This window comes from Christensenellaceae bacterium, from assembly GCA_031260975.1.
GTDB lineage: Bacteria > Bacillota > Clostridia > Christensenellales > UBA1242 > JAISKJ01.
The window spans coordinates 600,377-622,132 of the sequence record JAISKJ010000003.1 but is presented as its reverse complement, the minus strand read 5'-3'; the positions used below and the strand labels follow the sequence as shown (position 1 = coordinate 622,132).

Here is a 21,756-nt window from a genome sequence, read left to right as displayed (position 1 = left end):
GCTTGTCTTAAATAATGCTTGGTTTTGGGGCCGGGTGTGTGTTTTTTGAGCGGCAGGGTATTTTTTTAGAAGAGCGGAAGTATATATAGAGAGAGTGGAGGAAATAACTTTGTGGAAATTTTAGAAAGTTTAAAAGACCCGCTGATATATTCAGTCAAAACAAATGAGACGAAGGAAAGCATTGCTAAAAAATTTGGCGTAAGCATACAAAATATAAATACTTTAGGAAGTGATGACCTTCTGTGCGGTGACAAAATTATAATTGACCTAAAGGTCAAACAATATCATATAGTTAAGCCCGCCGAGCGCCTTGAGGACATATCAAATAAGTATAACATGAGTATTGAAAGACTAAAGGAAATAAATAGCATAACTCAGATTTTTGTAGGTCAACGATTGCTAATCAGTTGCTAAAATTTTATTTTTTTTGTATAATTAAGGCATGTTAGAGATAAGAGAAGTAAAAAATAGATTAGATTTAAACCGCTTTATTAGTTTTCCTATAAAATTATATAAGGGTGTGGAATATTTTGTGCCCGACCTTGCCGTTGACGAAATTCACAAATTCGGCAAAAAAGAGAATGAATTTTCAGATAGCTGTAAACACAAGTGTTTTATTGCGTTCAGAGACGGAAAAATTGTAGGGCGCATTGCCGGCATAATTCAGCAGGCGCACAACCAAAAATCCGGCGCTAAGCGGGTGAGATTTAGCAGATTTGACAGTATAGACGACCGAGAAGTGGCACACAGTCTTTTTTGGGCGGTTGAGGCTTGGGCAAAAACTGAGGGCATGGAAGAAATACACGGTCCGCTCGGTTTTAATGACCTTGACAGAGAGGGTATGCTTATTAAAGGTTTTGACCAGCTCTGCACATTTGAAGAGCAGTATAATTATGATTATTATCCAAAGCTTGTTGAAAGCTATGGCTTCAAAAAAGAAACTGATTGGCTTGAATACAGATTATTTAAACCTAAAGAAAGAAATCTCAGAATGAAGATGCTTGCTGAGGCGGTTATAAAAAGATATAAACTGAGAGCGCTTACTCCAACCAACTTAAATAAGTTTGTCAAACAATATAGCGATGGCTTTTTTGAATGTATCAATCGGGCGTATGCGCCTCTTCACGGAGTTGTTCCCATCGAAGGCAAAGTTAAAAAAGCTATAATCAATCAGTTTAAAATGGTATTAAATCCGAATTTTATTATTATTTTGGTTGATGAGAACGAAAAAATTGTTGCCATCGGCTTTGCGCTTCCAAACATGTCAGATTCGGTAAATAAAAGTAAAGGAAAACTCTTTCCGTTTGGAATATTCAGAATTCTTAAAGACATTAAGCATCCCAAAAAGGCGGACTTGGGGCTTATTGCAGTTGTGCCCGAATATCAAAATAAAGGACTTAATGCCGTTATGATGAATTTTTTGTTTGAAACAATGATTAAGTTTAACTTAGAGTATTGTGAAACCAACCTTAATCTTGAGGATAACAGTAAGGTGCAAGCGCAGTGGGGCGAATTTGAGTATATCCAACATAAGAGGCGCAGATGTTACACTAAAAAAATAACGTAAGTGTGGCTTGAATTAGAGAAAAAGGGTAGATTATGAAAAAAGAGGCTTAACGCCTCTTTTTATATTACTTTTTCTTTTTAGCCGCTTCTTTTTCAGCTTCTTTTTGAATTTGTTTATTTTTGGCTTCAAGCTCGGCTGACCTTCGGTGCATTTCTTTGTTTTCTTCAAGTTTTATGTTGGCCTCGTCGGTTATATAAGTCTTTGCGGCAACAAGGTTGTCAATTTGACGCTGAAGGGCATTTCGCTCTTTTGCATATTTGTTAAACATTTTTTCGGCCTTTGCTTTGTTGGTTTCGCTTGCAACTGCTGTTTCATAGGCTGCTTTATTTTCTTCAACTACGCTTTCAAGAGCTTTCAGCTGGCTGTCAATGTTCTTAACCTTTTCGGCACGCACTGCTGCAAGTTCTTTTCGAATAAGCTCTTCTTCGAGAGTGCCTTTACGGTTATAGGATGCAGCTTTTTTCTTTCGTATGGGCATCTTCAAATTTACTCTTCGCAACACATATCCAACAAGTGCTATAATAATTGCTACTACTATTAAGATTGAAGGGATTATAATAAACAAGTTGTCGCCGTTTGAAGGAGGAGTGTCGCCTTCTGTATCGCCGCTTTCGTCGGTTGGGCCGCCTTCATCTGGTGGGGCTGTTGAAACTGACTGTCCAAACATGAGGTGAGCGCCGCTGCTATCGGTGGTTTTAAAGGTTATGTCCTCTTCAGCAGCGTCGGGGTCGACGATAAAACTTTTGTAGGTGGCCTCATCAGAAAGCTGCATTGTAGCATCGTCAAAGAATGCGTAGCCCTGAGTGGGGAAGTATTCGTTTCCGAGAGAAAGTGTCAGTGTCGCTGAAATTGAGGAGGTTGCTTTTACATAGAAAAGATAGTTCTCCCAACCGTTTTTGTCGCTGTTATATCCCTCTTCAGCACTGTTTTTGGTTTTAATACCCTTAAACTGTTGGTCTATTCCGCTGATGCTGATATAAACTCCAAAATCACCTTCAACTTCTTCTTCATGCGGTATAACCTCGCCGATTATATTTTGGGTATATACCCAAACTGAGAATTTATAAAAACTTCCGGCATTCAGATAGTAGGTAATGTTTGAGGTATAGTTAAAGTGAGTGGGGAAGTTGTTTTGTATCATTAGGGCGTAGGGGTTTTCATTTTCTTTTTGAGGAATTCCCATGGCTGTAAGGTCAACCACTCCGGCTATTACACCGCTTTGAGGTTCAGCACTGAAGGTTTGTGAGTTATACAGTCCGCTTGATATGTTTCTTCCGAAATATGAGAAGCTGTCAACATCCAAGTCACTTGCCATAACATTTTGTGATGAGCTTTGTTTAAATTGAGCAAACAGAGTTTCATTAAGTATTGGAGGGTTGAGGAATGAGCTTAGAGAGTCTCTCAGCATTGTGCCGTCGGTGCGAGTTACTTTTATATAGTCAACAAAGGCATAACCTGTTCCGTTTAGAGTAATGTGAAGATTTGCGCTGAAGTCTTTACTTGTGTTTTTGATTAGAAGGGTATATTTTGTCCATTGATTGTTTGTGACTATGTCATATATGGCGCAAAGCGCAAAGCCTTCGTCAGTCGTAATTTCTAGGTCAACACCTTCGGTCACATATTGGGTTTGCATGTATAGTTCAACTGCAGTGTAGCTGGTTGAGCCCTGATATGAAGCGGTTACGCTGAAAGTGCTACTTTTAAACTGCAGTGAGGTTGTTTCGGTATTTCGCAGCATAAGCACATTATTTTGTGTTTTGGCCGGATTGCTTTCAGTTCCGTAGTAGCCAATAGTCCCGGGATAAGTCACTGTTCCGTAGCCGTGACCGGGCACGGCAGCGTTGTTGGCCCAATGAGTGCTGTTAAGATTTACGATACCGCTGTTTGCGTTGTTTTGGTCGCTTGTCCAATTACTCGGAGCCAGCGGATATACTGTCTGAATTGTTTTGCTGTTTACAAAGTCGAATTTGCCGTTTAGAATATCTGTTGTATCTGTTGAAGTGTTAAAGTTAAGCTCGTTTCCGCTGTTTATTTGCGAGAAGGTTTCGCCGCTTATCTGCTCAACTGTGATATCATCAAAGATAACATATCCCGAAACAAGTGAACCTGCGTTTCCAAGACCTAGTGTGAGCGATACTTCAATGTTTTTAAACGGACTGCCCTGAACGTAGAAAACATATTCCTGATAGCCGTTTTTGCTTTCAGCGCCCGAATTTGAATTTATATCGGATATAATATGTGACAGGGGAGTACGTTCGGGATTTGGGTCGTCGCCCGGTATAATTTCAGTAAGCTTTGCCCAAGCGTTTCCGCCGTCAAGCTTACCCGCCTTTGCCCATATTCCTATTCTATAAAAACTAAATTGTTCAATGGTTATGCTGTTGGTGTCAGTTGTGATATATGATAAAAATGACGGTTCAAGGTTGCTGATATACATTGCCTTTTGGTTGCCGTAGGTTCCGGTGTTGCCGGGAATGGTGTCGGTTGATTCAAGGCCTAAAATGTTGCGCGTTTCGCTGCCTGAATTTATGTTTGCAACGCCGTGACGTACGTTGGCGATGTCTCCGTATTGGTCAAGTTGCCAGCCGACAAGTCCTTGTTCAAAGTCGCCGTTGTTAAGAGCGCCGGTCAGGAGCCCTTCTTTCAGTTGGATTATACGGTTGTGCTTGGCCATAATAGTGTTGTCGGGGTCAAACTCATTGTTTACATAGTTATAAAAGTCAGACTGTCCGATTTCAACAACAGAAACGCTGTCAAACAACACTGAACCGTGAGAGGTTATTATGTTGTTTCTGCTGCCCAGCCACAGCTCCAGCGTCATGCTTGAAGCTTTAGTGGTGGCAGTCTCTACCCAAAAAGTAAATGTGTCCCATTCGTTGTAAATACCTTCGGGATAAACCGAGGTTTTTGAAACCACATTTATGAAACTGTATTGATTGCTGTTGATATTTTCTTCAGGTGTAACACCGCTGAGATAAATTGATGCGCCGTTGTTGCCTGTGATAGTTTTGACATCAACCGAAACCTTGAAATAGCTGTTGGCGCTAAGCTGCACAGATGAAGAGTTTTTGTAGCCATAGGAAGAATCACCATTTTGTGACTGTATCATAAGTACATAGGGGTCAGGACGGGTGTCACGAGCAAAGGAGGCGTTGCTTAAATTGCCGAGGTCACTTACGTTGTTTATGTCAATAACGCCGATTTTAAGTCCTTCGGAACTGCTGCCGTCTTTAGCGGAGCTCCAGGATGAAGGAGTATAAGGCACTGAACCCGTATAATTTTTAAAATCTCCGTTTGAAATGGAGATTGTTTTGCTATATGCGTCAGCCGTGAGAATGGGGGAACTCAGCCCATAAAACAGGGCCCCCAGCTGCATGGCAATAAAGGTGATAACAGCCACCACACATGCTATAAGTCTTTTATTTATTCCAATGCTCATATATATCTAATCCTTTTTTCGCTAACTAAAATGTTTAATTAGTTTAGCACAAAACCGCCGAAATTGCAAATAAAATCGGTAGGTTTACTTATAATAATTCGGATCGGAGTAATGCATAGACTTCACTTCACTAGGGCTTTGGCCACTATGTGGCCTGCAGAATCGTTCAGTGAGGCTATGTATTACTCCTTGAGAGGTAAAAGCGGAGAAGATGTATGCAGCAGAAAGGAAAGCTTAAAGATAAACTAAAATATTTTATTATGCTTTTGGCGGGTCTTGTTGTGGGGCTGCTCAACGGGCTTTTTGGCAGCGGAGGGGGCATGATTTGTGTGCCAATTCTCAAAAGATTTGGGCTTGAGCAAAAAAAGGCGCAGGCAACTGCCATGTTTGTGATACTCCCCATAAGTATAGCCAGCATGATTATATATATAACACGCGGAGGATTTAACTTTGGTGCCAACATATTTATAATAACAGGTGTTATTCTGGGCGGAATTGTAGGGGCAAAGCTGCTGAATAAAATGAATAATAACGTTGTAGGTATTATATTTGCCGTTCTTATGCTGGCGGCAGGAATAAGGATGGTGTGTGTGTAAGGTTGTGCATAGATGTCTCTTCCGTTAAATTTATAGCGGCAGGAATATTAAATTTGTTCACTTGCAAAATTTTGCTAAACTGCTTTGCTTCAACGCACAAATTTAACACTCCTGCCGCCTTTGAGAGCTGCTTAAAACGCTTAGAGACATATACGCACAATTACATAAATAAGTGGGAGAAGCGGAGGTTTAATTATGCTTATAGGGTTAATTATAGGTTTTTTGGGTGGGATACTTGGTGGTATGGGCATGGGTGGAGGGACGCTGCTCATCCCGCTTTTGACACTATTTTTAGGGATTTATCAAAAAGAGGCGCAGACAATCAGTCTTGTTACCTTTGTATGTATGGCGGGCTTTGCCATTTTTATACATGTCAAAAATGGGCTGGTTTCGTTTAAGGAAGGTGTTTTGCTGACCTCCACGGGTGTGGTTTCGGCCATATTTATGGCGCTGCTGGTGCAAAAAATTGACGGGGGAATTTTAAAAACTTTATTTGGAATTTTTTTGATTTGTATTGCCGCTCTTGAGATAGTAACAATCATAAAGGGTTATATTGAGGAAAAGCAGGGGAGAATAAAACACTGAGAGCGCCCTTGCGGCTTGCCTTCGGGCAAGCCGGTGCCCTGCCTGATGGCAGGGCACACAAAAAGGCAGAGACTTTTTGTGCAAGGGCGGTCTCTTTATTTGTTTTTTGTTCAGTTTTGTAGACAACGTTTTTAAATTATGCTAGAATAGGATAACTTTGAGAAGTCCATCATACGGAGGAAAAGAATGAAAGTAGATAAAACGAAATGCATCGGCTGCGGCGGCTGCATGGGTATTTGTCCTGTAGGAGCTATAACTATGGAAAACGGCAGGGCTAAGATTGACCCCGAAAAATGTATTGGCTGCCACTCCTGCATAGGTGTCTGTCCGGTTGAAGCAATTGAAGACAAGGAGTAACTACCCCAAATAAAAGGGTATGTACAAACTTATTTTTTTGTGATATACTTTGGCATTGTTTTAAGGAGATAATGATTTGGAGAAGATTGCTATAATAGATTTGGGAACGACAAGCATAGACATGACACTTACCGATGTGTTGCCAAGCGGCAATTATTCGGTTTTTGACCAGATGAGTGAAACCATAAAGTTTTTTGAGGATACAAGCGATAACTTTATAAAGCCGGCAAAAATAAACGATGCTTTGACAATTCTCAAAATGTATAAGACCATCTGTGACGTAAACAAGGTCACCGATGTTATTGCGGTGGCTGCTCACAGCGTGAGAAATATGAAAAACCAACGCAGTTTTTTTGAGGAAGTTTATACTGCTTGCGGATTTAAGTTCAAAATTCTGACTGCCGAAGAAGAAGTAATGGCAGTATATACCGGCGTTATAAACACTTTAGACATACCTAAAGGGCTTGTCATTAACATAACGGGAAGTGCCACTAATTTTGTATACTACAACCGAAGAAATGTTTTGAATCAGGCTACAATTCCGGTGGGAGCATACAGTCTTACGCAAATGTTTGGCTCAGCCAAAGAAGAACCTCATGAAGTGTGTAAGCGCATGGTGGAGTATTTTAAAAATGAGCTTAAGAGTATTCCGTGGCTTGAAAATCTCGACCCCGAATATGCTTTTGTGGGCGCCGGTCAGGCTTTTTTAAATATCGGAAAGCTTAGCCGTAAGCTTAAACGCTATCCGCTTGACCTTGAACATAACTATGTTTTGAGCAAGGAAGATATAAAAGATGTCTATGATTTGATAGCGCCGCTTGATCTTGACAAAACTAAAAAGATTAAGGGTATCAGCGGCGACAGGGCGGATGTTTTGGCCAGCGGCGTATGCATCGCCAGAGCTGTTGCCGATTTTGTAAAGCTTGAAAATATCACTATATCCGAAAAAGAATTTAAGGAGGGCATACTCTTTAACAAGGCTGTGCCTGTTACCAACGAAAAACCGATTTCGGACTTGCTGGGCTTTAGTCTTGACACCATAAACGGGTTTTATGGCAAAAAAGAAAATAACGCAAAGCAGGTGGGAGAGTTGGCACTGATACTCTTCAGACAGCTTAAGGTTTTGCACAAGCTCCCAAGAGGTTATCTGAAAGTTTTGAGAATTGCCTCCATCATGTATGACTGCGGCGAACGTATACGTTTTAAAAACCACGAAAAAAACAGCTTTAATATTATCCTTAATTCTGATATTCAGGGGGCAAGTCAGCGTGAAATTGTGCTTGCAGCCTTTGTGGCATCAAGTCAGGACGTTGGCGACTTTAGTGTAACTGAATGGGTAAAGTATCAAAGTTTGTTTATTGAAAACGAGGATTTGGCAGCGGTAAAGAAACTTGCTATAGTTGTGCGTATTGCCGAGGCTCTTGACAAAACTCACCGCAGCCTTGTGCAGGATATTAGCTGTGACGTTTTGGGCGACAGTGTAATTATGAAAACCATAGTTACGGGCGATGCCTCAATAGAGGTAAGAGAAGCGCTTAAAGTGGGTTTGGACTTTAGGCGGGTTTATGGAAAGAATTTAGAAGTGTTATAAGAACAAATTGTAAAATAATTTGTTCTTGCGTTCCTAAAGAAAAATTATAAAACAATTTGTTTTTGTATGCCTAAAAAAATTGTTTTACATTTTTTTGTGTTCTTCAAAAAACGGTCTGGTGCCGTTTTTTTTGTTTCAAATAAGCCGTTAATAATGATTAGAAATATTATAATTATGGTACTGTATTCATGTTTACAACAGTCGAAATTTGTTGTATAATGGGCATATGAACATAACAAAAACAAAGGATAAAATAATCATATCGGACACTGCTGATTTTGACATTAAACAGATTTTGGAGTGCGGGCAGGTGTTCAGATTTAAAAATCTCGGCGACCGCTGGACAGTGTTTTCAAAAAATTACAAAGCGGAGATTTTTACCTACTCCGACAGGGTAGAAATTATAAGTTCTAACACCGATTATTTTTATAATTATTTTGACTTGGATACAGATTATGACGAAATCAAACGTCAACTTCTGGGCATAGATTATGACAGCCAAATAACGGGGCTTGGCACAGAAATGGCGCAAAATGAACCTGAAATGTCGGGTTATGAATATATGAGCGCAGTTATAGAATGCGGCAGCGGCATTAGAATTTTGAGGCAGGATTTGTTTGAAGTGATTATCAGCTTTATTATTTCGGCAAACAATAACATAAAGCGCATTCAAGGAATAATTGAACGCATGTGCAGCGGCTTGGGCACAAAAATGGAAGGCTTTTATGCCTTTCCTACGCTTGAACAATTGCTTAAAGCTGATATATCGTTTTTTGAAAAAATCGGAGCTGGGTATAGGGCGAAATATTTGTATGAAGCAACAAGACAACTTGCCGGTGAATATAACGATATTTTAGTCAAAACTCCTGCGCGTGAGCGTATTTTGCAGATTATGGGAGTTGGGCCCAAAGTGGCAAACTGTATAATGCTGTTTGCTTTTCATCGTCTTGATACTGCACCGGTTGATGTGCACATCAAAAGGGCTATAGAGAGCATGGGAAAAATTAAAGCCGACGTAATTTTTAATCATAAATACGCAGGCGTTGCGCAGCAGTATATTTTTTATAGTGTGCAAAACCTAAAGTTAGATTTGGACAGACATTAGGAAAGTCAGCTTTGATGAGTTTTTGAACGGAATGGACAGTACCCTTGCCGAGGCCGACAAAAAGGAAAGAGATAAAACCATGAAAAGTTTCAAAATAAACAGAATGACATTTTTCTGGGTGAAATAATAAACAGCGTTATGTTTTCAAAATCCACTAAGTGCCGGGTTATTCTTGGATTGATAGCCGCCAAATATTTGAAAGGAACGGTTATTGACTATATAGACACAATAATAATATCCGCTCTGAAGGAGTTGGTAGACGAGGAAATAGAATTGTTTAAACAAATCTATGCAGAGGACGACGGTGAAGACGTGGTAAGGGAGTTGTGTTGGAAGAGGAAATGTTGATGGTCAAGCACTTGGCAAGCTTTAACCTGATAAAAAAGGAAATATTTTTTGAGGATAGAAAGAGGTCTTTTCATGCGGCGATAAGAACGCTGGTTTCGGGGCGGTTCATGGAGTACATTCAGATAGCCGACGGAAAAGAATCATAGAATAAGGAGTAAAAAGTGATTTACTCTATTGTCTGAACATGAAAAAAGATTTATTTTTTTGAAAAGAATTTTTAAAAACCTATTCCTTTTTGATTTAATATGTGTTATAATTTGGCTGAGTGAGACGAGTGTGGTGCTTGCACGAATAATGGTCGAGCGAAGGCAGATTTCAACACAACCAAATACTGTTTGTTTTAATTGTCGCTAATAAAGGGTTGTGTTATACTTGTGCTTTAAAATCTGAGAGTAAAGGGGGGGGCTAATATGAATCAAACATTGCTGCTTGGCGAATTTGCAACACTGTTCAGTGAGATGCCGCCGGCTTCGTGGATTACTTTAGTTTTAGGGTTTGTTTTGCTTATGGTTGAGTTCTTTATTCCGGGTTTTGGAGTATGCGGCATCTTGGGGTTGGTTAGTCTTACGGCAAGCGTAGTGCTTAGAGCAGTATATGGCGGGTCATTTCCTCAAATTACTATTATGGTGGCATTGATTTTAGCAGTTTGTGCAATTGGGTTTGCGATTATGATATCTTCTTCTAAAAAAGGATTTATATCAAAAACGCCTATCATACAAAAGGGCACGGCTGTGCCGACAGACTATGCGGACATGAAAGCAGAAGAAGCGGAGTTACTTGGCAAAAAAGGAACTCTGGTTACTTCGGCAAGACCGATTGGAAAGGTTATGCTTGAAGGAAGAGGCGAAATTGAGGTTTGGGCAAGAGAAGGTCTTTTGGTTAAGGGTACCGATGTTGTTGTTGTAGAAGTTAATACAGACAAAATTTTTGTGACAAAGGCGTAAGGGTAGGGGTCACACAGAAAAGGTATAAAATTTTTGTGTTCTTACAATTTTAAAGCCTAAATAGCAGCGCATATAACAGCTGCAGAATAATTCAGAGACATACACACAACCTTACGTATGAATCAACTAGATAAAAGAAAAGGAGATAGAGGAAGATAATATGAAAACTAGTATGCTGGCGGCAACTGCTGCGGACCTATGGTGGCTATGGGTGATAATAGGAGTACTGTTGATAGTATTCATTGTTTTCATCATAATGGTTCCAATCAAAATTTGGTTCAGAGCTCTGGTGTCAGGGGCACATATGTCCATGCTCAGGCTTGTGGGTATGAAGTTGCGAAAGGTTAATGTAAAGATGATTGTTGAAGCGTATATAACCTCAAAAAAGGCAGGTCTTACGCTTGACGTAAATGAGCTTGAAACACACTTTATGGCGGGCGGAGACGTGAACAAGGTTGTAAACGCCTTGATTGCGGCCCACAGCGCGCGAATTGCGCTTAGCATTGATACAGCCAAGGCTATTGACTTGGCCGGGCGTGATGTGCTTGAAGCTGTTAAGATGAGTGTAAGCCCAAGAGTTGTTGAATCGCCTCCTGTAAGTGCGGTTGCCCGAAACGGTATTGAGCTGGTTGTTAGGATGCGTATAACTCTTAAGAGTAACATTGCAAAGTTGGTTGGTGGTGCGGGAGAAGAAACTGTTATTGCCCGTATTGGTGAGGGTATTGTAACTACTGTGGGTAGTGCAGAGAACCATGAAGAGGTTTTGCAGAACCCCGACCTTATATCAAAAACCGTGTTTGCCAAGGGTCTTGACACAGGAACAGCCTTTGAAGTGCTGTCGCTTGACGTAGCTGACATTGACGTTGGCAGAAACATTGGTGCGGGGCTTCAGATTGAAAGAGCTGAGGCTGACAAGCGTATAGCGCAGGCCGAGGCTGAAAAACGAAGAAGTATGGGTGTGGCCGCCGAGCAAGAAATGAAGGCGGAAACTCAGAAAATGACAGCGCTGAAGGTTGCGGCTGAAGCTGAGCTTCCGAAGGCCATAGCAGAAGCATTTAAAAACGGACAGTTGGGACTTTTTGATTATTATCGTATGCGTAACCTTGAAGCTGACACCGACATGAGAAAGTCGCTTTCGAGCACCGATAAAAAGACGACTACAACAAGCGGGTTCCCACCCAGAGGTTAAAGAGATATGCAGTGTACATAATATATCTTTCACAATTTTAAAGTTCACATCACATCTTACGAAAAGTCTGCTTTGCATTAAAGTAAGAAAGGAGGGAGGCGGTTATGGGCGGTTTAGAAATAGCGTTAATAGTTTTTTGCAGCGTATTTGTGCTGTGCCTTATTATAGTTATTGTGCCAAAGCTGAAGGGTAAATTTAAAACCAAAGGTCCCAAATATTCACCTGTCAAAGACAGTCCGGCAGAAGAGCCTATAAAAAAGAAAAGTGATAGGCTTCAGCGGCCTGTGCTGCTTACGTCCCAAAATCAGAAGCAGGAGTTTGAAACACTGAAAGAGCAGACCAGAAAGGAAACCAGCGGTATGGCGTCAACTGTAAGACAGAGTATGGCGGCACCGTTGAGACCGATGCAGTCACGAACAACGATTTATGATGACCGAAATTATGATGACCCAAGTGATGATACGGCCTATAACAGCAGTTTTGATGCCAATAGATTCGGGCGTCGTACACCTATGGGCACCGGCACCGAAATAGCGGATGATTTAAGAAATTTATCACCGGAAATGAAGAGACTTCTTGTGGGAAATGTGCTTGACAGCAAAACTAACAAGGACGTAAACGACAGATTTTAGTTATTATAAAATGAAGGCCGCGTGCCTTCTTTTTTCATCCATACAAAGAGTCCTTTGAATTGCGCTTGTGGATTTTTTTCGGTCATAAGAGTTTATAAATTATCATGTGATTAGATTCTTTTTATTGTTTATAGTAATGATGCCGGCAGAAAATAAATATATATAATTGAGGTGTAAAGTGAAAGCATTTTTAGAAGAGATAACTAAACTCACGGGGCTGGATATGAGCCTGCTAAGTGATGGCTATAGGATTGTTAACTTTAACTCTAAGGCTATGTATGTAGAAGGTATGCAAAGTATTTTATCGTTTAGTCAAACTCAGATTATGATGAAGCTTAAAAAGGGTGCCATCAAAATTGCGGGGGAGAAGCTTGTAATAAAAGAGCTTATGCATGGTTCAGCTCTTATAACAGGAAATATTCTGAGTTCGGAGGTAAATTGATGCTTGACTTTATTTTGGGGTATGTGAGAGTAGAAATTAAAGGCCTTAATCTTGAAAAGTTTATAGCGCAGCTCATGAAGCAAAATATAACAATAAAAAATCTGGTGCGACCGGAGTATAACCGCATTTTGTTGAGCACACCCATAACTGATAAGCACAAACTGTTTGCCCAAAGTTCACAAATGTGTTATACTATAACCGTGCAGAAAACATCAGGGCTTTGCGGTTTAGGGTTATTTCTAAAACGCAAAATCGGCGTGAGCTTGGGGCTTGTTTGCGTTATGCTTTTGCTAATTGTTTCAAACCTGTTTGTGTTTTCTGTAAAAGTATATGGAACACAAAACGTAACTTCGGCACAAATCATAGAATTTCTTGATGCACAAAATATTAAGAAGTATAGTCTAAAAACTGATATAGACCACAACGAGGTTGAGCGGCTGCTTATCAGTCAGTTTGACCTGAGTATGTGTTCGGTGATAATTTGGGGCGGAAGTTTGATAGTTAACATAAAAGAAAAAATAAACGGAGTTTAATATGATAATAACTTGTAATGAACCTGTAACAGAAACTGAATATAAGCTGTGGAAGGGGTTATTTAAGATTGCTATAAAATATTCGGGTGCAAAATATAAAAAAATAAGCGTAGACATTAATTTTGTGGATGAGGCTGAAATAAAAAAACTTAACAAAAAACACAGAAATAAAGATGAGGTTACTGATGTTTTGAGTTTTCCTGCGCTAAAGCTTGTGTCCGGCACCAGGATAAATAAAAAAGAGCATCTCAGTGACATAAATCAGGAGACAAAACATTTGCATCTGGGGGACATTGCCGTATGTAAAACGGTTGTAAAAAAACAGGCCCAAGAAAACGGACACAGCGAGCACAGAGAGCTTTGTTATTTGATTGTTCATGGATTTTTACACTTGCTTGGTTTTGACCACATAAGGCCTGAGGAACAGCTTATTATGCGGGGCCTTGAAGAAGAAGTATTAAAAAAATTCCGAATAAAGAGGGAGAGTGATGAAGATTAGGAGTGGTTTTATTGCAATTGTGGGCAAGCCCAATGCGGGCAAAAGTACTTTAGTCAACGCCTTGGTTAAAGAAAAGGTGTCTATTGTTTCGCCTAAACAGCAAACCACCCGCAACAATGTTCTGGGGATTTTAAACGGCACAGGGCATCAGCTTGTTTTTGTAGATACTCCAGGCAGCAACACCGCCAAGACCAAGCTCGACAGTTTTATGCAAAAAGGAATAAAAGGAGCAGTTGCCGGCGTTGATGTAATTATCCTTGCCGTTGACGGCACTAAAAAATGGACAGATGAGGACCGTGAGATGGTTGACAGATACGCAAAAGATGCTCCTCTTATTTTGGCTATAACAAAAATAGACTTGGTTAAAAAAGCAGACTTGTTTATTAAACTCAGTGAGCTTAACAATCTTGAAAAGGTGAGAGATATTATACCTGTTTCGAGCTTAAAAAATCAGAATCTTGACAAGTTGATTGAGCAGCTGCTTAAATATGTTCCTGAAATTGACGAAAAAGACAGATACTTTGACGATGATTTATATACCGACAAATCCCTCAGATTTATTGTTGGTGAGATTGTCAGAGAAAAATCACTTTACTTTTTGGATAAAGAAATTCCGCATGGTATTGCAGTAGCAATTGAAAAGTATGAAGAGGGAGAGAAACTTACTACGATTGATGCTGCTATAATTTGCGAAAAGGACAGTCATAAGGGTATTATTATAGGCAGACACGGCAGTATGCTTAAAAAAATAGGGCACGCGAGCCGCGTAAGTATTCAGAAGGTTGTCAGAAGCAAGGTTGACCTTCACCTGTTTGTCAAAGTAAAAGAGGGCTGGAGAAACGATCCTGCATTTCTTGCCGAAATTGGCTATAACGAAAAAGAAATATGAATTTGGCACGAAAATTATGTAAAAAATGGGCTAAAAATAGTGTTATTTATTAAAGCAAAAAATGAAAGGAGTAAAAACGCGGTTTTAAATCTGGTTTATTGCATATAATATTAAGACAAAGGGGGAGAAGATTATGAGCATTATAGACCCACGTTTAAAGGAACTTGATAGTGAGGTTTGGAGCGACATGGAAAGAGTATTGAGTGTGCCGACAGGCAAAGAATTGCCGGTTGCATATCAGGATTATTTGCTTACCAAACAAGAGCGTGATGATTATGCCAAAGCACTAGCCCTCCAAAACGATACTCCTACTCTTCAAGCTTGAGTGATAGAAAGGAAAATCAATTGAAAGAAACAACTTTTAGAGGAATTGTAATTTCTAGCAGGGATTATAAGGAAAATGATAAATTATTGAGTATATTAACTGCTGAGCAGGGGCTCTTGACGGCTGTGGCAAGAAGTGTTAAACTTCAAAAAAGCAAGCTTAAGCCCTATGCTCAGTCTTTTTGTTTTGCCGATTTTGAGGTTGCGTCAAAGGGCGGAATGTATGTTTTGACCGGAGCCAACCCAATCGATAGTTTTTTTGACCTGACGCTTGATATGGATAAGCTTACGGGAGGGTTTGAGGTGCTTGAGGTAGCCAGAACTTTAAGCCGTGAAGGTGCTGGGTCGGGCCTGTTATTTTTAACTGTTTTAAAAGCACTCAGAGTTTTGTGTTATGAAGGCTTGTCGCCAAAGCTTGTGCTTTTGAAGTTTTTGTGTGACGTAATGGCTATGGAGGGGTTTAGGCTTAACCTTTTAAAATGCGCTGCTTGTAATCAGGCTTTTTTAAACGGAGCATACCTTAATCCTGATGATGGCGAAGTGGTTTGCACAGCCTGTAAAAAGCCTTATTTTATACCAATTCCGCCGGCAGTTCAGTCGAGTATGAGGATACTTGGCAACACACAATTTGAAGCACTTAAAACAATCAAAATAAAAGAAAGCATTTTAAACGACGCTCTTGGTTTTATGACATCCAACTTCAATCATAAGTTTGGCGTAAAACTTAAGCAGTTTTAGAGTGGGCACCTTTGCCGTTTTGGCACAAAAATATGAGAATTTATACCTTAAATGACAGTTGTAAAACAAAAACAGCCGGTGAGGCATGCATACGAGGAGGAGTTATGAGCAAAATTAGTTATGAACAGTATACAGCCTATTTGACTAAAACCCAGGATAAGTTTTTTGTTGCCAACATTTTGTGGGATGACAAGGCTTTGGCTGTGACCAACAATTATATTTTATATGTAAACGGGTCTGAGCGTAGTGCTTTTATAGACACCAGATTTGCTTTTTTGGTGCGGGAGCTGCTTTTGTTTGCAAAAAAAAGCAAGCTTAGTCAGGCAGTGGGTGAGTTGGAGGAGAGTATAAAGCAGGAAATACTCAAGAGCAATATTAAAAACAGCATAAGTGTGAGCGATGATGGAGTGCAGTATAGCGTTTGTGCAGGTGACGAATTTAGTTACGACAGCAGCGATGAGCTGGGCAGGCTTTGCAACAGCAAATATGAGGGCATAAAAAATCCTCTTTCAAAAGCATTTTTGAAAGAGGTAGTTGTGGATTTGGAAAGACTGATTACAGCTCTCTAACCGTCAAAATTCGCGGGACCGGTGTATCTTTGTAAGTCCCAATTCTTCTAGAGGTACCCCATCTTCGGGTTTTAGGTCTTTATACATATTGTAAGGATGAAGAAACGGTTCATCAATCTCCATTCCAAGGCCTCTATAAAAATTTTCTAATTCTTTGTCAATTAAACAATTTGTATCGGCATCCCTAAACAAATTGAGGTCCATGACTCTTTGGTCTACCAGGTGGTTTTCCATAATTTTAAACATTTGACTGCCAAGCCCGTTCCTTTGGAATTGAGGGTCGACAGATAAATCTAGGACATATGCTCTGCGATTTTCGAAATTCATTTCATAGTTTAAATGGCCCATATCTTGTGGGTTAATTGTTGATGGATATAATTGCGAAGGTTCAACAATCTCTATAGTGCATTCTTGCCGAAAACATGGCTGTTTTGAAAACGGGTATTTCTCTTTGGGCGTGATGGTGTGCAGGATAAGGAGATTTCTAGACAATTTGGCATTATGTGTGATATAACACCTTGTTACATCTTTAGAAGAATCTTTAAGTAATTCTTCATTAGAAATATATCCGCGCTGCATACACAATTCTGTAATTTTTTCTGTTGTCATATATTTCTCCTTTTATTGCAGATGTTTAGTGAGGTTGATGTTTGCATGATATTACAGCGTTTTCTTGTGCATAGGGTATAATTGATAAGGATGTTGCCGATTCTATGACCTTAATGCCAAGCTCTTCAAGCGGCAAATAATCCTCGGGTGTCAGAAATTTATATCTTTCCCTGTTATTGTCTCTGGATTTACGAACGCCAAACTTTGAATAAATTTTGCTGAGAGTGTCCTGCGGCAGACATTCTATGTCAGTTCCTGCGTTAAGCTGTTCATCTGTCAAGCACTCGTTTCCGCTGCCTATAAAGAAATTAAATGACACTGCATTTGATTCTATCATATGATTTTGCGCAAGCCCGAAAAGTTGTGTAAAAATACCGTTTTTCTGATATTCGGGTTTGATATTGACCCTATAAAAATATCCGCCTGTGTCCATTTCTTTGTTGCCCAGATAGAGAGTGTAATCCATCAAACCAATTTGCTCAAATTTCGTCGGGGGGGGGGCAGATGCTTCAGGAGGTTTAAAGACTTTTATACTGTAGGTCTCGTAATTATATTTGCCGATTGATGGGTCAACGGCACTTGAGGCTTTTTCAAGCGTTTGCTTGAAAAGAAGCATCTGATTAAGTTTGGAGTTATGTGTTACATAATATTTTTGCATAAACATCTCTCCCTTTGTATAAAAATTATACCACAGCTTTTTAAGGATTGCAAGAGGTAAGTTGTTAAAAGAACCGCATGTGTGGGCAGAGAATATAATGGATTATAGGTGAGGGAGAAAATTGGAGAATTATTATGATATATATAGCGTAAAAGTTGCATAATACTATGCAAAAATGAGGGAAATATTGCATAATACTATGCAATTTTAATACATAAAACACTATAAAGTGTGGGGCCCGAAGGGCAATGTATTAATTTTGTTTGATTTTAGGCGCGGAATTTATTAGAATATATGAAATGCTAAGGAGTTTTAATTATGAAAAAATTTGTTTATTTATTTAGTGAAGGGAGTGCTGACAAAAAGAGCTTGCTTGGCGGCAAGGGTGCTAATTTGTGTGAAATGAAATTACTCGGGCTTCCTGTGCCCGACGGATTTATTGTTTCAACCGAGGCTTGTGCTGACTTTTATAAGTTTGGGCAAAAGGTAAGGGAACAAACCCAGGAGCAGATTTTTAAGGCTCTTGCCGTGATTGAAAAGACTATGGGCAAAAAGTTTGGTGAGGGTGAGCTTCCGCTTTTGGTGTCGGTGCGCTCGGGCTCAAGGGCTTCGATGCCCGGCATGATGGACACGGTTTTGAACCTCGGTATGTGTGATGGCAGCTGTGAAAGTCTTGCCAAAATTAACCCCAGATTTGCTTATGACAGCTATAGGCGTTTTATTCAAATGTTTGCAAATGTTGTTATGGGTCTTGACAGAAGTAAGTTTGAAAAGATTATAGATGAAATTAAGGCCAAAAATAATATCATATATGACAGTGAACTGAATGCGGATGACTTAAAGGATATTTTGACCAAATATAAGGCGCTTTATAAAACCATGGCAAAGGAAGAGTTTCCTCAAAACCCCAGAGAGCAGCTGATGCGTGCGGTTTCGGCTGTGTTTAAAAGTTGGCAAAACCCCAGAGCAGTTGTTTATAGAAGACTGCATGATATTCCGTCGTCGTGGGGGACGGCCGTGAGTATTCAGGCTATGGTGTTTGGAAATATTGACCAGACCTGCGGCACGGGCGTAGCGTTCAGCCGAAACCCCAGCAGCGGTGAAAACAAACTGTATGGTGAATATCTTTTAAATGCTCAGGGTGAGGACGTTGTGGCGGGTATACGAACACCTAATCCTATCGAGGTTTTGAAAGAGCAATCTCCAAAGCTTTTTGAGGAGCTTATGTCTTATGCCAGGCTGCTTGAAACCAGATATAAAGACATGCAGGATATGGAGTTTACTATTGAGCGTGGTAAGTTGTATATGCTGCAGACACGAAACGGCAAACGTACGGGTGCTGCTGCGCTTAAAATTGCTGTGGATATGGTTGAGGAAGGTCTTAAAACCGAAAAAGAGGCACTTCTTGGCATTGACCCCAAGCAGCTTGACAGTGTTTTGCATCCGCAGTTTGAAAAGAAAGCGCTTTCAAAATACACTCCTATTGCTTCCGGACTTCCGGCATCGCCAGGAGCAGCCTGCGGCAAAATTTGTTTTGACGTTGAAAAATGTAAGCAGATGAAGGCTCAAAAAATCAAGAGTATTTTGGTGCGCCTTGAAACCTCGCCTGAGGACATTGAGGGTATGAATGCCTCCGAAGGGATTTTGACAGTAAGAGGCGGCATGACCTCGCACGCGGCGGTTGTTGCGAGAGGTATGGGCAGAGCGTGTGTTGTGGGATGCTCGGACCTCAGGCTTGATGAAGAAAACAAGCAGTTTGAAGCAGGTGGAAAGGTTTATCGTGAGGGCGACGACATTTCGATTGACGGCAGCACAGGGCATGTTTATGGTGCAGCGCTTCCGACGGTTGAGGCTGAGGTTAGCGGTGACTTTGCAATTGTTTTGGGCTGGGCAAACAAGTATCGCAAGCTTAAGGTGAGGGCAAATGCCGACACGAAAGCAGATGCTGAGACAGCTCTCAGGTTTGGAGCAGAGGGCATAGGGCTCACCAGAACCGAGCATATGTTCTTTAAGAAAGAGCGTATCATGGCTATACGTGAGATGATTGTGAGTTCTACTGAGCAGCAGCGTAAGGCAGCTTTAGATAAGATACTTCCATATCAGCGGGAGGATTTTGAGCAGATTTTTAGAGTGATGAACGGCAAGCCCGTAACAATCAGGCTTATTGACCCTCCGCTTCATGAATTTGTGCCGCATGAAGACATGGAAATTAAGGAATTAGCCAAAGAAATGAAGCTGACTTATAAGTCGCTTAAACAGACTGTGCAGTCGCTGCATGAATTTAACCCCATGATGGGTCACAGAGGCTGCAGACTTATTGTAACCTTTCCCGAAATTGCGGTTATGCAGACTCAGGCGATAATCGAGGCGGCAGTCGCTGCTTTTAAAGCAGGAATAGCTGTGCATCCCGAAATTATGGTGCCGCTTGTTATGGAGCGAAAAGAATTCAGGTTTGTGCACGATATAATAAAGAAAACCGCTGATGAAGTTCTCGGCAGAAACAACGTTAATATAGAATACACCGTAGGCACCATGATAGAGGTGCCTAGAGCGGCCCTGCTTGCCGATGAAATTGCAAAAGAGGCTGAGTTCTTCTCATTCGGCACAAATGACCTTACACAGATGACATTCGGTTTCAGTCGAGATGATATAGGCAAGTTTATCGGGGATTATTATTCAAACAACATTCTTGACTTTGACCCATTTGCAAAGATTGACTTTGAAGGCGTGGGCCAACTGATGACAAGGGCCTGTGAGCGCGGCAAAAAAGTAAGACCTAATATTGAGCTCGGGATTTGCGGCGAGCACGGCGGAGACCCTGCCAGCATAAAATTCTGTCATACAATAGGGCTTCATTATGTTTCATGTTCACCCTTCCGCGTGCCTGTGGCAATTTTGGCAGCAGCACAAGCCGCGCTTAGCGTAAAATAATATTTTATAACGACAAGCCTTGCAGTTTTATAAGGCTTGTTTTTTAATTAGATAAAAAAATCTTTATTGACAGTGATATGGGTCTATGATAAAATCTTGGTGTAACAGGAGGGGGAAGGCACATGAAAATTGACGGGAAATATCATTTAAGGGAATTGCATAGCCTTTTGAGAGAAGCAGATTTTGTGCCGGATAAGAAGAATAATGGGGGTACTCATCATAAATGGTTCTGGGAAAATAGACTGCTTAAAGTGCAAGTTGTTGAAGGACATTCAGGTGGAATTTCTGATGGTTTGGGCAAGGGAATAGTACAAACAATTTTATTGAGCAGGTATGTTATTGGCGGAGATAATGAAGTTGAAAGATTTGTGAAAGAGTTTTTAAAACAAGAAAAGTTAGATGGTGATTTGCTTAAGACCTTAGAGGAACAAAAGAGTAATTGCAAAAAAAATATAATGCTTTATTTTTCAGAAATAAATCATGCAAGTTCTGTTAAGGATGCTATATCAAAAATTGAAAGTTTAGTAACTGCGTATCATAATCAGGAGGGACGAAATCCAAGGGACGCTGACTTAATAATTAAAGAATTAAATAAAATTTTGGATAGAGAAAGGTCGTTGGTACGTACTAACCAAAAAAGAAATGGTGCGATAAGACCTAAACCGGATAATAAACAATTTAAATATAATGAGAAGGAAGCATCAGAAGTAAAATGGTCGCCGTTTGAACCTGAGGAAATTAGGGTAAGTATATCGTCAGATGATAAACCTCTGACTATTGATGATTTTTGGGCATCACTGCAAGAGAATAGGATTGATGTGTCGGCTGTAATAGATATGAAAAATGATGCTCCGATGGAGGAAGATATATGTATGTTCTCAAATGATATGTTAAATAATGCTTTTGCCGAAGGGGATGCCGAAGGAGATGTATTGACACAAAAGTTACAGATATTACCTGAGGTTGAAATAACAATGACGGGGAAATTTCCTATGCAGTATGATATGTAGTGAGAAAAAAGGATTATGTACTTGAAGTAAATCGACGGTAAGCAAGCTCTTTGCTGTCAGTAGCAGGGTTGACACAAAATGCTACATGTGGTATATTAAAATAAATAATATTTAAAAACTTGTTAGAATTTGAAGTTTGACACAAATTGTTATGAATGGTATAATAGAATATTAAATGTCGAAAAATATATAAGGGGGTTT

General features: G+C 40.2%; 24 protein-coding genes. 21 read left to right on the top strand and 3 right to left on the bottom strand.

Features of this window, described 5'->3' with window-relative positions; translation table 11 throughout:
- The first annotated feature begins 111 nt into the window (after positions 1-111).
- Positions 112-414 (top strand): LysM peptidoglycan-binding domain-containing protein, encoded by a 303-nt coding sequence (locus tag LBN07_03580; protein MDR0850538.1) that lies wholly within the window; start codon positions 112-114, stop codon positions 412-414.
- 28 nt (positions 415-442) lie between these two features.
- Entirely contained in the window at positions 443-1,567 is a 1,125-nt protein-coding gene (locus tag LBN07_03575) for an N-acetyltransferase (protein MDR0850537.1), read from the top strand.
- A gap of 64 nt (positions 1,568-1,631) precedes the next feature.
- Here LBN07_03575 and LBN07_03570 read toward each other — a convergent pair whose 3' ends face one another.
- Complete coding sequence (locus LBN07_03570; protein ID MDR0850536.1) at positions 1,632-5,006, bottom strand: hypothetical protein; 3,375 nt, start codon at positions 5,004-5,006, stop codon at positions 1,632-1,634.
- Positions 5,007-5,221: 215 nt separating this feature from the next.
- Here LBN07_03570 and LBN07_03565 point away from each other — a divergent pair, with 215 nt between their 5' ends.
- The 17 genes from LBN07_03565 to LBN07_03485 all read left to right on the top strand — a co-directional run bounded on the left by LBN07_03565 (position 5,222) and on the right by LBN07_03485 (position 16,347).
- Positions 5,222-5,602, top strand: a complete 381-nt coding sequence (locus LBN07_03565) for a sulfite exporter TauE/SafE family protein (protein MDR0850535.1) — start codon at positions 5,222-5,224, stop codon at positions 5,600-5,602.
- Positions 5,603-5,797: 195 nt separating this feature from the next.
- Entirely contained in the window at positions 5,798-6,187 is a 390-nt protein-coding gene (locus LBN07_03560) for a sulfite exporter TauE/SafE family protein (protein ID MDR0850534.1), read from the top strand.
- A 186-nt stretch (positions 6,188-6,373) separates the two neighbouring features.
- On the top strand, positions 6,374-6,544 hold the full coding sequence (locus LBN07_03555; protein ID MDR0850533.1) for a 4Fe-4S binding protein: 171 nt from the start codon (positions 6,374-6,376) through the stop codon (positions 6,542-6,544).
- Positions 6,545-6,620: 76 nt separating this feature from the next.
- Positions 6,621-8,135, top strand: coding sequence for a hypothetical protein (locus tag LBN07_03550; protein MDR0850532.1), 1,515 nt, complete (start codon positions 6,621-6,623; stop codon positions 8,133-8,135).
- 226 nt (positions 8,136-8,361) lie between these two features.
- Positions 8,362-9,240 carry a hypothetical protein gene (locus tag LBN07_03545; protein ID MDR0850531.1) on the top strand — a complete coding sequence of 293 codons (879 nt, stop codon included), beginning with the start codon at positions 8,362-8,364 and terminating at the stop codon, positions 9,238-9,240.
- A gap of 138 nt (positions 9,241-9,378) precedes the next feature.
- On the top strand, positions 9,379-9,588 hold the full coding sequence (locus tag LBN07_03540; protein MDR0850530.1) for a hypothetical protein: 210 nt from the start codon (positions 9,379-9,381) through the stop codon (positions 9,586-9,588).
- Complete coding sequence (locus LBN07_03535; protein ID MDR0850529.1) at positions 9,588-9,734, top strand: hypothetical protein; 147 nt, start codon at positions 9,588-9,590, stop codon at positions 9,732-9,734. The genes LBN07_03540 and LBN07_03535 overlap by 1 nt, the downstream gene beginning before the upstream one ends.
- Positions 9,735-9,998: 264 nt before the next feature.
- Entirely contained in the window at positions 9,999-10,532 is a 534-nt protein-coding gene (locus LBN07_03530; protein MDR0850528.1) for a hypothetical protein, read from the top strand.
- 172 nt (positions 10,533-10,704) lie between these two features.
- Positions 10,705-11,721, top strand: a complete 1,017-nt coding sequence (floA, locus tag LBN07_03525; GenBank protein MDR0850527.1) for a flotillin-like protein FloA — start codon at positions 10,705-10,707, stop codon at positions 11,719-11,721.
- A gap of 104 nt (positions 11,722-11,825) precedes the next feature.
- Positions 11,826-12,353 carry a hypothetical protein gene (locus LBN07_03520; protein ID MDR0850526.1) on the top strand — a complete coding sequence of 176 codons (528 nt, stop codon included), beginning with the start codon at positions 11,826-11,828 and terminating at the stop codon, positions 12,351-12,353.
- A 178-nt stretch (positions 12,354-12,531) separates the two neighbouring features.
- Positions 12,532-12,795, top strand: coding sequence for a YabP/YqfC family sporulation protein (locus LBN07_03515; protein ID MDR0850525.1), 264 nt, complete (start codon positions 12,532-12,534; stop codon positions 12,793-12,795).
- On the top strand, positions 12,795-13,328 hold the full coding sequence (locus tag LBN07_03510) for a sporulation protein YqfD (GenBank protein ID MDR0850524.1): 534 nt from the start codon (positions 12,795-12,797) through the stop codon (positions 13,326-13,328). Before LBN07_03515 ends, LBN07_03510 begins: the two co-directional genes overlap by 1 nt.
- Position 13,329: 1 nt before the next feature.
- Entirely contained in the window at positions 13,330-13,827 is a 498-nt protein-coding gene (gene ybeY / locus LBN07_03505; protein ID MDR0850523.1) for an rRNA maturation RNase YbeY, read from the top strand.
- The gene (gene era / locus LBN07_03500) at positions 13,817-14,716 is read left to right on the top strand and encodes a GTPase Era (GenBank protein MDR0850522.1); all 900 of its coding nucleotides are present in this window, start codon (positions 13,817-13,819) and stop codon (positions 14,714-14,716) included. Before ybeY ends, era begins: the two co-directional genes overlap by 11 nt.
- 133 nt (positions 14,717-14,849) lie before the next feature.
- Positions 14,850-15,041, top strand: coding sequence for a hypothetical protein (locus tag LBN07_03495; GenBank protein MDR0850521.1), 192 nt, complete (start codon positions 14,850-14,852; stop codon positions 15,039-15,041).
- 20 nt (positions 15,042-15,061) lie between these two features.
- Entirely contained in the window at positions 15,062-15,778 is a 717-nt protein-coding gene (gene recO / locus LBN07_03490) for a DNA repair protein RecO (protein ID MDR0850520.1), read from the top strand.
- 104 nt (positions 15,779-15,882) lie between these two features.
- The gene (locus LBN07_03485; protein ID MDR0850519.1) at positions 15,883-16,347 is read left to right on the top strand and encodes a hypothetical protein; all 465 of its coding nucleotides are present in this window, start codon (positions 15,883-15,885) and stop codon (positions 16,345-16,347) included.
- A 3-nt stretch (positions 16,348-16,350) separates the two neighbouring features.
- Here the strand turns inward: LBN07_03485 and LBN07_03480 are convergent, their stop codons facing one another.
- Positions 16,351-16,956: a GNAT family N-acetyltransferase gene (locus LBN07_03480; protein MDR0850518.1), complete on the bottom strand. Its 606-nt coding sequence runs from the start codon at positions 16,954-16,956 to the stop codon at positions 16,351-16,353.
- Between the two features lie 25 nt (positions 16,957-16,981).
- Positions 16,982-17,614 carry a hypothetical protein gene (locus LBN07_03475; GenBank protein MDR0850517.1) on the bottom strand — a complete coding sequence of 211 codons (633 nt, stop codon included), beginning with the start codon at positions 17,612-17,614 and terminating at the stop codon, positions 16,982-16,984.
- Between the two features lie 318 nt (positions 17,615-17,932).
- Here LBN07_03475 and ppdK point away from each other — a divergent pair, with 318 nt between their 5' ends.
- Positions 17,933-20,545 (top strand): pyruvate, phosphate dikinase, encoded by a 2,613-nt coding sequence (ppdK, locus tag LBN07_03470; GenBank protein ID MDR0850516.1) that lies wholly within the window; start codon positions 17,933-17,935, stop codon positions 20,543-20,545.
- Between the two features lie 122 nt (positions 20,546-20,667).
- The gene (locus LBN07_03465) at positions 20,668-21,555 is read left to right on the top strand and encodes a hypothetical protein (GenBank protein ID MDR0850515.1); all 888 of its coding nucleotides are present in this window, start codon (positions 20,668-20,670) and stop codon (positions 21,553-21,555) included.
- Positions 21,556-21,756: the final 201 nt, after the last annotated feature.

What these genes read in the sequence shown, in the direction of transcription:
- LBN07_03495 (MDR0850521.1), top strand. Translation starts at nt 14,850, where the DNA reads ATGAGCATTATAGACCCACGTTTAAAGGAACTTGATAGTGAGGTTTGG.
- LBN07_03475 (MDR0850517.1), bottom strand. Translation starts at nt 17,614, where the DNA reads ATGCAAAAATATTATGTAACACATAACTCCAAACTTAATCAGATGCTT.
- LBN07_03510 (MDR0850524.1), top strand. Translation starts at nt 12,795, where the DNA reads ATGCTTGACTTTATTTTGGGGTATGTGAGAGTAGAAATTAAAGGCCTT.
- LBN07_03570 (MDR0850536.1), bottom strand. Translation starts at nt 5,006, where the DNA reads ATGAGCATTGGAATAAATAAAAGACTTATAGCATGTGTGGTGGCTGTT.
- ppdK (MDR0850516.1), top strand. Translation starts at nt 17,933, where the DNA reads ATGAAAAAATTTGTTTATTTATTTAGTGAAGGGAGTGCTGACAAAAAG.
- LBN07_03565 (MDR0850535.1), top strand. Translation starts at nt 5,222, where the DNA reads ATGCAGCAGAAAGGAAAGCTTAAAGATAAACTAAAATATTTTATTATG.
- ybeY (MDR0850523.1), top strand. Translation starts at nt 13,330, where the DNA reads ATGATAATAACTTGTAATGAACCTGTAACAGAAACTGAATATAAGCTG.
- LBN07_03520 (MDR0850526.1), top strand. Translation starts at nt 11,826, where the DNA reads ATGGGCGGTTTAGAAATAGCGTTAATAGTTTTTTGCAGCGTATTTGTG.
- LBN07_03540 (MDR0850530.1), top strand. Translation starts at nt 9,379, where the DNA reads ATGTTTTCAAAATCCACTAAGTGCCGGGTTATTCTTGGATTGATAGCC.
- LBN07_03560 (MDR0850534.1), top strand. Translation starts at nt 5,798, where the DNA reads ATGCTTATAGGGTTAATTATAGGTTTTTTGGGTGGGATACTTGGTGGT.
- LBN07_03485 (MDR0850519.1), top strand. Translation starts at nt 15,883, where the DNA reads ATGAGCAAAATTAGTTATGAACAGTATACAGCCTATTTGACTAAAACC.
- LBN07_03545 (MDR0850531.1), top strand. Translation starts at nt 8,362, where the DNA reads ATGAACATAACAAAAACAAAGGATAAAATAATCATATCGGACACTGCT.
- era (MDR0850522.1), top strand. Translation starts at nt 13,817, where the DNA reads ATGAAGATTAGGAGTGGTTTTATTGCAATTGTGGGCAAGCCCAATGCG.
- LBN07_03575 (MDR0850537.1), top strand. Translation starts at nt 443, where the DNA reads ATGTTAGAGATAAGAGAAGTAAAAAATAGATTAGATTTAAACCGCTTT.
- LBN07_03555 (MDR0850533.1), top strand. Translation starts at nt 6,374, where the DNA reads ATGAAAGTAGATAAAACGAAATGCATCGGCTGCGGCGGCTGCATGGGT.
- LBN07_03465 (MDR0850515.1), top strand. Translation starts at nt 20,668, where the DNA reads ATGAAAATTGACGGGAAATATCATTTAAGGGAATTGCATAGCCTTTTG.
- floA (MDR0850527.1), top strand. Translation starts at nt 10,705, where the DNA reads ATGCTGGCGGCAACTGCTGCGGACCTATGGTGGCTATGGGTGATAATA.
- LBN07_03480 (MDR0850518.1), bottom strand. Translation starts at nt 16,956, where the DNA reads ATGACAACAGAAAAAATTACAGAATTGTGTATGCAGCGCGGATATATT.
- LBN07_03535 (MDR0850529.1), top strand. Translation starts at nt 9,588, where the DNA reads ATGGTCAAGCACTTGGCAAGCTTTAACCTGATAAAAAAGGAAATATTT.
- LBN07_03530 (MDR0850528.1), top strand. Translation starts at nt 9,999, where the DNA reads ATGAATCAAACATTGCTGCTTGGCGAATTTGCAACACTGTTCAGTGAG.